This is a genomic window from Citrobacter youngae (assembly GCF_003818115.1).
Classification (GTDB): Bacteria; Pseudomonadota; Gammaproteobacteria; order Enterobacterales; family Enterobacteriaceae; genus Citrobacter; species Citrobacter youngae.
This window is the reverse complement of record NZ_RPOI01000006.1, coordinates 13684-26922: the sequence shown is the minus strand read 5'-3', so window position 1 is coordinate 26922 and position 13239 is coordinate 13684. Positions and strand designations below refer to the sequence as shown.

The window sequence follows — 13239 nt, the reverse complement described above, 5'->3', positions numbered from 1 at the left end:
TTTTAACGATAAGGAGCCTGGTTGCCAGGCTCCTTACTATGGCAGGCTATTTCACCGTTACCGCAGAGACGCGATACCAACCGTTGCTCTGCTTCCCTTCATTGGCAAAGTGAATTCTTGCCGCACCGGTTTTATCCACTATCGCCGTCTCAATAGCATATTTCCCTTTCGGCAGCGTCCCGGGCATCGGCATCGGGTAACTCAGTGAGTACTTTCCGGGCAGCCAGTGACGTATATCTTCCGGGGCATTCCCTTGTGCCACCACCTTATTGGCCTCATCGACCAGACGAAATGCCAGCGTGTAGGGCAAGTAAATCGGCGCGTTACCCTCATTATACCAGGTGCTTGTCAGGGTGAATTCTTGTCCACCTTCCCAGACGGACTCGTGGCTCAGAGATGCTAAGCGAAACCGATAGCCCAGTTTTGTCAGTGCCTCGTCGACAATCGGACGATACTCACGGGGCACTGTTCTCGATTTCAGGTTAATCGTACTGGTATGTTGCTTCACCGCCCAGTCAAAAATCCCCTGCACTTCCGCTCGCGTATAGTGAAACGTATTTTTCCAGTCCTGCATGTACGAGCAGATCTCAAAGCTCACTGGCGCATGTTTCCAGGCATCATTAAATCCTGAATAGCTTTTCTGTGCGGCCTGCAGCCGTTGCGGATAATCATCCGCCATATGGTTCCAGGAAGCAGAAAACACGCGGAGATCGCCCAGGCAGTCCGCACGCCAGCCTGCCCCGCGCGCGACCGCATTCGCCAGACTTTGCCCACCACTCATCAGCATGATTTTTGGCGTACTGGGGAAAGCCGTAAAATGCATCGTCACATAGCGGTCCAACTGCGCCGTGGTATAGCGCTCCAGCAATGGCTTCAGCATCGGGAAGTTGCTGTTATGCCACTCTCCCCACGACCCCACCATGCCGATATCCACGAAAGCCAGGTTCTCGTTACCATCATAGCGTTTACCCATCGCGTTCAGCAGGCGCTGGCTATATTCAATAAATAGGGGATCGTCTAAATCAGGGATAAAGGTTTTTTTGTCAGGCGTCCAGGTTCCCTTTACGCCTTTGTTAATCAACCAGTCAGGAATTTGTGAACCGGTTTCCGGCTCAGCAAGCGCCATAAACCGCAGTCCGACGTTCATCGCCGGTCGATGCGCCGCGGCATACTTAAAAGCGTCATCAACCAGTGCAAAATTGTACTGGCCTTCGACAGGCTCAAGGTCACGCCAGTAAAAGCGCTCATATTCAAAGCCGGTGTCGGGATAATCCGCCAGTCCAAGCGTTTCACCATATCCTTGATGAAAACTGGCGACCCCGATACCTGGGTTTGTCAGTGGGCCCGTCAATGCTTTGGGGGTTACGGTCGTTAATGCGGCCAATACCGTCAGCGGACAGAACAGACACAACAGCGCAGAAAACCATTTACACTTCATCGCAGTGACGCCCTCCACAGGTTTGATAACACTAGCGGTCTTTCAGGCTTAACCACCAGTCCCAGATACCAACGTGAAAATGTTGGAATACATCAATACCCAATGCGGATTTGATCATATATAGCGTCAGCAATACGCAGCAGGTGACAAACAGCGTGCCTAGCAGCAGCAAAAAAGTGAGCAACATGGTCGATAAGGTCGACTCCTGACGATGCCGCTGACGTAAGTCTCTGCCGAATAAAAAAACCAGATAAAAGCGTTTACCGAAAAATGGAAAACTTCTGCGAATATCGATCCGATGTCTTGATGCCAGAGTGCTGGCGACGATCGCTTTCTCGATCCCGTCTTTTTGTTCCGGAGTCAGTCCCTCCGATATATGCTCATCAAGTTGCGCATAAAATCGTTCGATGACGGGGGGGCGATTCTGAGGACTGGTCAAAATTAACCTATATCTTTATCAATTGAGTGATAGACATTGACTGTTTTTCTGGCAATTTCCTGCCAGTCATAATTTTGCAAATAGACACGATAGTCCACGCTATTTGCGCTGGCCCAGGCGGTTAATTTCTCAGCAAGGCTGGACAATGAGCCGACCCGAAAATAGGCCTCAGACGGCAACTGCACTTCCAAATTTGCGGGAATGTCGCTCACCACCGCCGGAAGGGAATACGACATCGCCTCCAGAAGTGCAATCGGTAGCCCTTCATGGTAGGAAGGCATAACGAACAGCCTGGCCTGCGAAAACACCGCCTGAAGTTCATCTCCCCTTAAAAAACCGGTCATCACCACACCAGGGGTATCAGCGGCAAGTTGCTTGAGTCGAATACTGTATTCCGTTGGGTGATCTGCATCGCCAATGAGCACTAGCGGCTGTTGCAAACCACTTAGTTTGTACGCAGAGATGGCATCATGCATCCCCTTTTCTTCCACAAACCGTCCGACCACCACGAAATAGTTTTTCGCCTCGAGTCCAAAGCGGGAAAGCGTGGCATGAAGGGTTTGATCTGACAACGGACGGGGCTTATTGACGCCGTTGAAAATCAAATGCGCATCATAGCGAGCATGTTTTTTCTGAATTAGTTGGTTAATAACCTCAGAAATCACTATCACCTCATTGGCATATCTCACCGCCCAGCGTTCACCCAGCAGCAATATTTTTTTGGCGACGAATCCCCATTTTTGACGATCGTAATCAGGTCCGTGGTGGGTAAAAACCACCTTCTTACCTAACACGCGTAATAATGGGATCACCAAACCCGGTCCTATCGCATGGACATGCACAATATCAGAACGGTCGACACAGGTTCTAAACGCCGCTAAAACGGAATGCACAATCGCTTCCAGTGACCGTTTTTTGGGAGCCCATAGCGCATAGGTCTCAACTTTCTTATAAGAAGATCGTTTGTAGCTAACATACGGCGAGCGGGCGATAACACAAATATCAACGTCAAACTGTTGTTTAATCGCCGGATAAAGATTCTGGCAGTGGGTTTCCACACCGCCCAATACATCCGGAATACCGCGGGTACCAAAAACCGTTATTTTTTTACTCATTCTATGGCCTGCCCAGAAGTTCTTTATATAACGCCTGTAAGGTATCCATATGTTTGCTAAGCGCATATTTTTCACTCAGGCGTGCGCGCCCCCGTAAGCCCATGACACGAGCTTTATCCGGGTCATCAACCAGAGTATCCATCGCCTTCGCCAGTTCCTGCGCATTACCCGGCTCAAATAAAACCCCTTCAATACCGTCACGTATTTGTTCGGGGATCCCGCCAATGCGCGCCCCGATCACCGGTTTCGCGAAAGACATCGCCTCCAGCACCGCCATTGAGCAGTTTTCATAACATTCAGAGGGGAGGATCACCACACGGGCATGCTTAATGAGCTGATTGAGGGCATCCCCTTGTTGTACATAACCTAAAAACTCAGCTTCCGGGTATTTCGCCACTAACTCGTCATGCAACGGACCGTGCCCCACTATTTTCAGCGGAGCCGGGTTACGCATTTTCTGATGAGCGGCCAGCAACGTTGCCACACCCTTTTCACGACTCAGGCGGCCGAAGTACAGTATATAACCGTCATCAACGACCTCATCGATGGGCTGGCTATCATCAACACCATTGACGATCACATCGATTCGTGATTTCGGCAACGTGCGGAGTAACACGCCGCGTAGAAAGACGCTCGGTGAAACAATGACATCCAGAGCCTGATAATTTTGGGCAATGTATTGCCAGGTCGCTTCTAACGAGAGCAGCAAACTTTTCGAGGCAGAGCCTTCCTGACAGCGATAGCGGAAGGCATTGAAAACGGTACCAGTGATACAGGCATCACACACCTTCCCATCGCGTAACATAGAGTATGCAGGACAGACAATCTTATAGTCGTGCGCCGTCAGCACCGTTTTACAGCCAAAATTGCGCGCCACTTTAATCAACGCCGGCGTCAACTGATGGTAAATATTATGAAAGTGAACGATATCAGGGCGTTCTTTTTGTAAAAGCGCCAGCATTTTTTTGCAGGCCTGGGTGTTATGAATAAAGTTAACCGCGGTTTTGATGCCCCCCAACAGATTACTCTCTTTATGGTAATCGACATTGCTGACGAAATAATCCGCATAATCAGAGGGGAAATTTTTCTCATGCTGCATGGAAAAATCAATGACCTGCACACCAGCATGTTTCAGCATGTCGCGTTCTTGAAAATAAACCGTTTCCGCGCCGCCTTTGATGAAAAAAAACTTGTTAACTAATAATACTTTCATGGCGCCTGCCCCGGTTATTCATGAATGATTTTATTGCTGGGCGGAGTCAGCGGATCGCGTACCGGATAAAAAATACCTTTGATCAACCCCGCTGAACGTACGATTAAATTAATAACGCTTTGCAGCCCATCTGTTAACGAGCGGTTTTGCACAATCTTCAACAAGGCAAATGCCAGTAAGGGTAGAAGCGCAACGGCAAACACGTTGATATTAAAGGTGAGCAGCGCAACAAATAAGAGAATAAGGTAGAGCGCAAATACCGCCTCATTCCTCACGATGTTGAATGACTGGGAAAACCAGGGTTTCCCCCAACTACAACGCAAAAGCTCACCCGGAGCCTGGTAATAACCGCTGGTCCAGCGGCGCGCCAGCATCTTAAACGTCGACAGCGTGTGTGACGTATGGCTGAAGTAAGGAATATCCAAACGCCGCAGTTTATAACCCGCTTCGATTAAACGCAGACCCAGCTCAGCTTCTTCATAAGCGTGCAAATTACGGTTGGTCAGATAACCAATTTTTTCAATTGCCGACCGACGATACAGTCCACCGCCTCCCAGATGATCGCTATCGCCAAGAGGATAGATTTTATTGATCCGCTGCTTACGAGACTTAAACTCATAGTTAACGGCATCATCCATTTCGACGGTACCGGCCACCCCGGCATAGTCCGGTTCCGCCTGCAAAAAGGCAACAGCCTGGTCAATGAAGCCATCTTCCAGCTCCATATCTCCATCCATCAGCAATAAATATTCCCCTTCGCTGTACAGATAGCCCAACTGATGGCCCACCCCACAACAGCGATCGCCTGGATCGGTGAGCGACACTACCGTAACGCCTTTATTGGCTGCCAACTGCTGGGTGTTATCTGTCGACAGACTGTCAGCCACAATAATTTTATGCGGATACCCGACCAACTGACGCCGAATGCTGTCGATCGTTTTCTCAATACCTTTAGATTCGTTGAGCGTCTTAATACTCACTGAAATAAATGGCTTATTGTCCATACCATCCCCCTGCACTGCGAAGTACGGTTCGACGAATCACTAAGCTCGCCCCCAGCGATAAATAGAACAGGAACTGTAACATCGGCGTAATCATCAATATCTGGCTGTAAGGTAAGCTGATTAAACAACTGATAGCGAAAGCGTTAAACGCGGGCGCAAAGCTCAGTAACTGCAGATCCTGTTTATCCAGCTGTTCAAGCATCAATACTGGTTTTGGCTGACATACTTTCAGAATATAAATAAACAAGCCAATAAACAGCAGCGTGCCAATAATGCCAACTTCCCACAGCAGCATACTCAGCGCAGTCGAGTCTAAAATCAGGTTATAGATAATGTTCAAAAACCCAGGGGAGACCGTACTACCACTGTTTGTGGCATTAAGCCCATAGCCAAATAATGTGCCCGACAGTCCCCATAGATCGTTATTTTTTAACCAGAACAGAAACGTTGTGAAACGCCCCAACTCTCCGGTCGACATGATGTAGTTCGGATCAAAGATATAGCTCAATGAATCAATAAAAATGCTTAATGAGCCTTTTGTCGGATCGCTGCCAAAAGCGGAAGAGTAGTACCAGGCCAGTATCATAATCGACAGGCCGATGAGCACCAGCATTCCTGCCACAATGATAAATAACGTCTTCAGGTTTACCTTACTGACATCTTTAACATAGCTCGGCGATATCCACACCCATGCAAGAAATATCGGTGACAGCAGGATGACAAACTTGACCTCGCCAATGATGCATAACCCTATTCCAAGGATGATATGCAGCGCTGCGGATTTAAACGTCGCAAGCCCGTGCTTATATTCAGAGAGTTTCAGCAACATAATTAACAGGCAAAATAACCCCATCGCCGCCGTATTGCCGCCACCCATTGGGTCTCCGCCGAATGTTCCGACCACGGAGTCCCATTTTTCATCTTCCCCGCGTACGGCCACACGCTGAGGAACAACCAGCAAAACCTGATAAATCATCACCGGGATTTGCGCATAGAACACCCAGTACAGATAGCGCGTCGCCCGATATATCTGCGATTCACGGCAAAAACCTAACAGCAAACAAACCATCACCAGTGATAACGCGATTTCGTTTTTGAAGGCCACAATTGCCACGGTGACCCCGCCCTGAATCAGGGTCGATGTTCCCGCCAGCACCAGAAAGGAAAAATACAGCGCAAGGATAATGGTTTCCTGTGCATCCAGACGCAGCGCCCCATCTCGCGTCTGCATCACCAGTAATCCCACCATCAGCAATGTCAGGAAAAACGGGATCCACAACACGGACTGCATGCCGGTGAAATACTGCACCAGACCACACAGGATCAGCGTTATAAAGGTGTAGACCTGTAAATAATTTCCGGTATTCAGTGTCATGGCGTCACCGGCTTGTTTTTCAGGAGATTGGCCCGCTTGTTCATTTTCAGGTAAATGAACGCATAGCGAATAAATGTCAGTGAAGAGAACAATATTACTGACGCCGCATAATCATGGTAAAAATAGGGAACGACCACAAACGCCAGTAGCACAATCGCCAACTGTTCAAGTTGGATACGCAGAAAATAGCGGTGCGAGCCAAAAATAAGCTCAATCACCGTTAAAGGACTTATCGCCAGCGCCGGGAACAAATAGGGCAGCATGTAGCGCGACGTCTCAATGGAGTTAATCCAGTCTTCGCTAAAACCCAGGCGCATCACAATGGGATAGATAATAAAGACGCCTAAGGTACAGACAACCCCCAGCACTAGCAGCAGCATACGCACCTTCGTATACTCCTGATAATTGAAGGTGTTATTTCTAAAGTCGATGGACCATTTAGAAAAAATGGTATTGCGTACCGCGTTGCCGATAATCACTACCGGTGCCAGACAGAACCGGCTTACAACGGAAAAATATCCCGCCGTCAGCGCCGAAAACCAGAAATTAATCAGCATAATAGGCAAGTTACTGCTCGCCATTGCCAGCACCTCAGCACTACCAACTTTAGTGATATGATGAATATTCTGTTTAAAAAATCGCAAATTACTTGCCGGGCGCAAATGCTGCGACGTCACCGAACGAATATCAAACGAATGAAAAATACAGCTAGTGGTCAGCAAAATCATGGCGCAGGCCCACGACCAGTAAAATGTCTGTACCTGGTGCGTGAGCAGTACCGAGAGCACCACCACCACGGAGACAGAAATACGCTGAAAGATTAGAAAATAAAAGTTGGCTGTCCGCAGCGATAAGTTTTCCGATATTAACGCCCACGCCGTTGAAAGCGTCAGCAAATAGAGAAACAGTATGTTCTGGTGAAACAACCACGCGGTCAGGACGGCATACGGTAACGCAATGAGCGCGCTTTGCAGCAAACAGAACACCACATTTTGCGCCAGCTCGTCATCCTGCTGTTTGGGAATCAACAGCTGTGAGGCAAAGGTACACACCTGTGCCCCCACCACCGCGATACTGTAGTTGAGCGCATACAGCCCAACCTCTGCCATATCGTACTTATGTGAGATCAACCAGATAGACAGCGCACCAATCAGTTGCGAAACGACTGATGAACTGGCTATCGTAGAAGCGCTCTTCAGTAAACTCATACACGACCTGGCGTAGTCATCAGTTGGTCAGTATTGAAGTTCAATGAGCGCAACCCTTCCTGCGTTTCAAGGTTTTTTTCTTCGACCGCATTCAACACTGCGCCAATCACCACGCCCTGATTATCCTCAATCTTATCCAGTGCGCTGGCGATATTCTCCGCAGAACCGGTTCCGGCTTTCACGATAAAGATAACCCCATCAACGGCTCGTTTGATCAGTTGGATATCCTGACTTTGATTCACCGCTGCAACGTCAATAATAATGCGTTGATACTGCGACTTCAGTTCGCGCATCACGGGTTCAACGCGCTCTGACGACAGCATCAGTAACGAGGAAATAGTCGTCTTACCGTGGGGAATGAAATCAAGATTTTCAGCGATCTTAACCCGTACCTTTTCAAGTGGAGCCTCTCCCTGCAACAGCTCCGCCACACCAGCAGAAGTCGCTGATGCCAGTTCAGAAGACAGGCCGTTGGTATTGAAGAAATCAGCATCAATAAGCAACGTTTTCTGATCGAAGCTGAATGAACTGGCCAACAGATTCGCCAACAGGGAGCGCCCTTCACCCTGCTCCGCCGAAGTAATAGCGACCGTCTGCAGCGATCGATTATCCAGCATAATTCGGGTGCGAATACCGTGGATGATATCGGCATTCAGCGGGTTCTTCAGTATCATATCCCGCACCTGCGCGCGTCCCGAAGTGCCGGTAAATCGACGAATTTCGCCCAATGGCTCGACATTGAGACGTTTCTTCAGACGGCTCAGGGTACTAATTGAATTATCCATTGCCGCTTTGACGATGAAATACATGATGCTGAATACCACAACCAACATCACCACCATCACGAGCAGCAACGATTTATTCGGCTTAGACGGCTTTAACGGGGGAACGGCTGGATCATACAGCACCGCATCCGCATTAACCCCGGACAGCGACAATTCCTGAGTCCGCTGATAAAGCGTCTTATACAGATCTTCCATTTTATCTAACGCCAATTTTTGGCTGTTCCAGGCATCCCGTTTTGATGCCATCTTCTGGAAGATCTCTTTTTGCTCAGCAACCTGCTGCTGGTAATTCTTTTCATCGGTCAGCGCAGCCAAATACTGCTGACGTAAGCCAAGTTTTAACTCACCCAGTACCCGACCCGTTTGATTTTGGATTGATTGCACATCGGCTTCTGCTTTTAAAATATTGGCACTTTTAGGCCCATACACTTTGCGCAGTTCCGACAACGTGCGCTGCGCCTGAATCAGCGCAATGCGTAAATCCTGAATTTGCGCATGATCAGAAACTGATGGCAGCGAAATGATATCGCCTGAAGATTTCCCTCGGCTATTTACTTCATTATAAACAGACTCCGCGGCGACACGGCGTTGGGTCGCATCGGCAAGACGGTTGGTCACAATGCTTAACTGCTCTGTTTCAAAACCATCAATACCACGGAAGGTCAGCAGCCCAGAGTTTTTCAGGTAGCTATCCATTTCCTCTTTTTGTTTCGCTATCGATTTCTGAATCTCTTCCATTTTTTCAAAGTTGAGATTGCGAGCCTGCTCTGCTTTCAGACGCTTTTGTTCTACCGTGTAGTTGATAAAGGCCTGAGCGACGCCATTGGCTATCTCAGCTGAAAGTTGAGGCGATGAAGATTCATAAGAAATAGAGGCCAGATTAGTGGTACGGATACCGATGACCTTCAGATCTTTCGACAATGTTTTCAGCGCCTGATCAACCCTCAGTTGCTGATCTTCACTACCAGAGCCGGGCTTCGCCCCGGTAAAATCCGGGTTTTCATCCAGCTTCAGATCGCGGACCGCCTGCTCGAGGATAATGCGTGACTGCATCAGCGCATATTGCGTTTCGTAATATCCACTACGCGTTGAATCAAAACCATCCACCTGTGGAAACGGCGAAACGTTATCAGCTTGTGCCTTAATCAGCACCGTCGCCGTCGAGACATATTTTGATGACATCATGCTGATCAAGGGATACGCCACTACCCCGGCAATAATGCCGGCCAGCGCGATTTTCCAGGCATTCTTTTTCAGTTCTTTGGCAAAGCGGGAGAAATCGACGGAGTTTTCTCGTTGCTTGCCGTTTTCCACTATAGATAGTTTCATCGTTAGAAGAACCCCATGCCAATAATCACGACATCCCCAGGACGAACAGAGTGCGTTAAATCAACATTCTCAAGTAGCTGATTACTACCGGAGAGGCGAATGTTGATATCTTTGCGATCTGCACGGTCAGTAAATCCCCCCGCCTGAGCAATAGCTTTCTCTACGGTAAGTCCCGGCTCCCAGGCGAATCCATTCGGGCTTTTTACTTCCCCTGACACGTAGAATTTGCGGAACTCGGCAAGACTCACGGTCACCATGGGATTAACCATGTACCCGTTGCGCAAGCGTTGAGTTAATTCAATATTCACCTGTTCTGGTGTTTTATCTTTTAAACCCAGCACGCCGATATAAGGGAAGTTTATTGTTCCACTCTTATCCACGATAAATTTCATCGTCATTTCGGGTTCCCCGTAAACAACGATATTGACAGTATCCCCCGCCCCAATTCGGTAATCCTCTGCCACCGCAGCAGGATCGTCCATTAATGGTGGCCTGGACGTTGTGCATCCGACCAACAGGATACTGAATAGCAAAAACGCGCACAGTTCTATTATTTTCATTTTAGATCTGAACCTTAGCTTTAAGCATAATCATAGAATTATCATAACCCAACGTTCTAATGACTTCCTTACTGTCGTCGGGACCGATATAAAACGAATCAGTATCCTTATTTGAATTCAAGGTATCTAATTGATATTTAATCTCAAAATTGACAGACGGCGTGTAGTCATAGCTCATGGTTACACTAAATACACCATTTTTATCATGTCGATCCTTGTTCTGTTTTTTATAGTCTTCCGTGGTGTATGAGTAGTCCAGCAAAGTAGAAAAACGATTGCCCAGCCAGAAATGCTGGTAAGAAATCCCATACTCAGTCACTAAGATATACCCCCCAACTTCCGAGGGATCTTTAATACTTTGAGCAGAATGGGCGGTGAAGACTGACTGATTTAACGGCTTCCACTCCCCCTTTATATCCCAGTTTAGACCATTAAAATCACTCGAGTTTGCGGCATTTTCAAATGTTTTGTACAGCCATGAAATATTCATGTCGACGTTGGTTTTCCCCGTCAACTGCGATTTCAGACCGTAAAGCAAATAGTATTCATTACTGTCTTTTTCTGAGTTGTTATCATAGTGACGCTGATTAGTAATAAAACTATAGCGAAAGCGCGTTCTGGAGGTGTATTGGTCAAAAATTTCAGCCACCAGACTATTTTCATGCCATTCCTGCTGCTGAATATAATTGTAAAAATCCGGGCTGGTATCCTGCACATCCGAGGTATTCCCGAACGTCAGTTTTTTATACAACAGTGCCAGTTCCGCTTTGCCGCGTCCATCTGGTGCGCCATAGCTATAGCGCAACTCACTGTTGATAAAATTATTCGTCAGCGGAGAGTTAATTCCATACTGGCGGAACTGGTTCGGCAAAAAGCCCTCTGTGATATCGCGGCCGCGAGATTCATGCCCAATTGAATCTTCCAGATTCAGGGTTAAGCCGTGCATTTGCCCATAACGCCAGGCACCGTTAAAACGGAAAAAATGGTCGTTATAGTTATCGGCAGAATCGCTTGAGTAGTTACGATAATCGCCTGAATACATTAGCAAATACTTATCCTGTCCGCGCTCACCGATCATACTAAACACAGGTGCCGCGCTCTGGAACGCTGAACCTATCGCATCGCGGTTATGGGGCTGATAAGTTACGTTATCATCATAACCGTAATCCACAGCAGCTTGGCCCTGGAAGTCGATCCCCGCAAAGCCAATGTGTGATTTCGGCGTTAGATCAGCCCATGCGGACTGCGATATCACGATTCCGGTAATAACTATTAATTTAGTATGCATTCTTACCGACAAATCCTTTGAAAATAGTTTTAATAATAATTTTTATATCCAGCCATAACGACCAGTTTTGAATATATTCAATATCATACTGAACGCGCTTTTCCATCTTATAAAGTGCATCGATTTCCCCACGGAAACCGTTAATCTGCGCAAGCCCGGTGATCCCCGGCTTAACTTTATGGCGGATCATGTAGTTTTCGACCTGTTTGCGGTACTGTTCATTATGCGTAACCGCATGAGGTCTGGGACCGACAATAGACATACTTCCCTGCAATACATTAATGAATTGCGGGAGTTCATCAAGAGAGGTGCGTCGCAAGAAACTACCAAATTTTGTCACGCGCGGATCATTCTTAGTGGCCTGGATAACCGTATCGGAATTCTCCATAACTCGCATCGAGCGAAACTTCCATACCTTAATTTTTTGTCCGCTCAGGCCGTATCGATCTTGTTTGAAAAACACCGGACCACGGGAGGTAAGTTTAATACCAATAGCAATCGCTAACATCAGTGAGGAGATCATCACCATAATGATACTACCGAGAATCAGGTCTTCCGCACGTTTAATAAATGAACCGGCCCCTTCAAACGGTGAGCTAAAAATGCCAATGGTTTGCAGGTTGTGGATCGAGCGCAGCTTGGACATATTGTTACTGTAGGTATAAAAATCAGGAACAATATAGGTATCTACCGTGGTATCTGACATCATGGCCAAAAAGTGACGAATACGATGTAATGCCACCATCGGCAATGCGATATAGATCTCGTCGATATTCCCTTGCTTAGCCTCTTCAACCAGATTAATGACAGGACCGCGAAAGGGACTTTTTATCTTATCCACGATATCACCACAGCGGGACAACGCGCGTTCATCATAAAAAGCCAAATCTAATTTGATATTGGAGTATTCAGCTATCAATGCATTTTCTGCTGCCACGCCGTTGTCGGTAAGACCAATAATCGCCACACGAATATTTTTTTTCGTTGAATATTTAAAAATGAAAAAGCGAATAAAATAAAGAAAAGGTAAAGGAATGAAATACCAGTAAACAATAGGGGATAAAAATGACGGTGTCAGACTTGTCAGGTATCCAAGTGACTCCGGTTCGGCCACCGTCATGCTGATCACTTCGTTGAACGAGATTGCCAGCAGCGTACAGAAAAGCAGCCGTTTTTGGTTACGTATGCCGATGGTTTTTATCTTCTGCTGGTACATTTTTGTGTATTCAGCAAGCAACAGGAAAAACACTGAGAAGAGGATGCTCAGAATGACAATGGTCTTAAACGGCACCATATTTAACAGATGGGCGCTAAAAATTAATGTAATATTGATTACAATAAAATCGACCAGTTTTAAAAAGACTGGATATCCTTGACTGCTAATCTTTAGCGAATTTTTAAGCATATCTCAGCCCATTATTTATTGATATTTAATTGTTTTTTTCTCTTTTCATGTTGCTAATTATATCACAAGTCTAAAAAACG

11 protein-coding genes are annotated in these 13239 nt (G+C 47.1%); all 11 read right to left on the bottom strand.

The window, feature by feature from the left end; translation table 11 throughout:
- Window positions 1–46: 46 nt before the first annotated feature.
- The 11 genes from EHN13_RS05630 to EHN13_RS05580 are packed head-to-tail and all read right to left on the bottom strand — an operon-like array spanning window position 47 to window position 13159.
- A complete protein-coding gene (locus EHN13_RS05630; RefSeq protein ID WP_115601614.1) occupies window positions 47–1438 on the bottom strand; it encodes a DUF4832 domain-containing protein in 1392 nt (463 codons plus the stop codon).
- Window positions 1439–1469: 31 nt separating this feature from the next.
- Window positions 1470–1877: a hypothetical protein gene (locus EHN13_RS05625; protein ID WP_101742956.1), complete on the bottom strand. Its 408-nt coding sequence runs from the start codon at window positions 1875–1877 to the stop codon at window positions 1470–1472.
- Between the two features lie 2 nt (window positions 1878–1879).
- Entirely contained in the window at window positions 1880–2992 is a 1113-nt protein-coding gene (locus EHN13_RS05620; protein ID WP_048212972.1) for a glycosyltransferase family 4 protein, read from the bottom strand.
- 1 nt (window position 2993) lies between these two features.
- Entirely contained in the window at window positions 2994–4205 is a 1212-nt protein-coding gene (locus EHN13_RS05615; RefSeq protein WP_124021028.1) for a glycosyltransferase family 4 protein, read from the bottom strand.
- Window positions 4206–4219: 14 nt separating this feature from the next.
- On the bottom strand, window positions 4220–5209 hold the full coding sequence (locus EHN13_RS05610) for a glycosyltransferase family 2 protein (RefSeq protein WP_048212974.1): 990 nt from the start codon (window positions 5207–5209) through the stop codon (window positions 4220–4222).
- Entirely contained in the window at window positions 5199–6584 is a 1386-nt protein-coding gene (locus EHN13_RS05605) for a hypothetical protein (RefSeq protein ID WP_048212975.1), read from the bottom strand. Before EHN13_RS05605 ends, EHN13_RS05610 begins: the two co-directional genes overlap by 11 nt.
- Window positions 6581–7792: a lipopolysaccharide biosynthesis protein gene (locus EHN13_RS05600; RefSeq protein WP_124021027.1), complete on the bottom strand. Its 1212-nt coding sequence runs from the start codon at window positions 7790–7792 to the stop codon at window positions 6581–6583. The genes EHN13_RS05605 and EHN13_RS05600 overlap by 4 nt, the downstream gene beginning before the upstream one ends.
- Complete coding sequence (locus EHN13_RS05595) at window positions 7789–9906, bottom strand: GumC family protein (protein ID WP_124021026.1); 2118 nt, start codon at window positions 9904–9906, stop codon at window positions 7789–7791. Before EHN13_RS05595 ends, EHN13_RS05600 begins: the two co-directional genes overlap by 4 nt.
- A 2-nt stretch (window positions 9907–9908) precedes the next feature.
- Window positions 9909–10466 (bottom strand): polysaccharide biosynthesis/export family protein, encoded by a 558-nt coding sequence (locus tag EHN13_RS05590; protein WP_048212978.1) that lies wholly within the window; start codon window positions 10464–10466, stop codon window positions 9909–9911.
- Between the two features lies 1 nt (window position 10467).
- Entirely contained in the window at window positions 10468–11754 is a 1287-nt protein-coding gene (locus tag EHN13_RS05585) for an outer membrane beta-barrel protein (protein ID WP_048212979.1), read from the bottom strand.
- Window positions 11744–13159: an undecaprenyl-phosphate glucose phosphotransferase gene (locus tag EHN13_RS05580; RefSeq protein ID WP_061068418.1), complete on the bottom strand. Its 1416-nt coding sequence runs from the start codon at window positions 13157–13159 to the stop codon at window positions 11744–11746. The genes EHN13_RS05585 and EHN13_RS05580 overlap by 11 nt, the downstream gene beginning before the upstream one ends.
- Window positions 13160–13239: the final 80 nt, after the last annotated feature.

Excerpts from the sequence above, each read along its gene's own strand:
- EHN13_RS05630 (WP_115601614.1), bottom strand. The coding sequence starts at position 1,438 with ATGAAGTGTAAATGGTTTTCTGCGCTGTTGTGTCTGTTCTGTCCGCTG.
- EHN13_RS05620 (WP_048212972.1), bottom strand. The coding sequence starts at position 2,992 with ATGAGTAAAAAAATAACGGTTTTTGGTACCCGCGGTATTCCGGATGTA.
- EHN13_RS05615 (WP_124021028.1), bottom strand. The coding sequence starts at position 4,205 with ATGAAAGTATTATTAGTTAACAAGTTTTTTTTCATCAAAGGCGGCGCG.
- EHN13_RS05610 (WP_048212974.1), bottom strand. The coding sequence starts at position 5,209 with ATGGACAATAAGCCATTTATTTCAGTGAGTATTAAGACGCTCAACGAA.
- EHN13_RS05605 (WP_048212975.1), bottom strand. The coding sequence starts at position 6,584 with ATGACACTGAATACCGGAAATTATTTACAGGTCTACACCTTTATAACG.
- EHN13_RS05600 (WP_124021027.1), bottom strand. The coding sequence starts at position 7,792 with ATGAGTTTACTGAAGAGCGCTTCTACGATAGCCAGTTCATCAGTCGTT.
- EHN13_RS05595 (WP_124021026.1), bottom strand. The coding sequence starts at position 9,906 with ATGAAACTATCTATAGTGGAAAACGGCAAGCAACGAGAAAACTCCGTC.
- EHN13_RS05590 (WP_048212978.1), bottom strand. The coding sequence starts at position 10,466 with ATGAAAATAATAGAACTGTGCGCGTTTTTGCTATTCAGTATCCTGTTG.
- EHN13_RS05585 (WP_048212979.1), bottom strand. The coding sequence starts at position 11,754 with ATGCATACTAAATTAATAGTTATTACCGGAATCGTGATATCGCAGTCC.
- EHN13_RS05580 (WP_061068418.1), bottom strand. The coding sequence starts at position 13,159 with ATGCTTAAAAATTCGCTAAAGATTAGCAGTCAAGGATATCCAGTCTTT.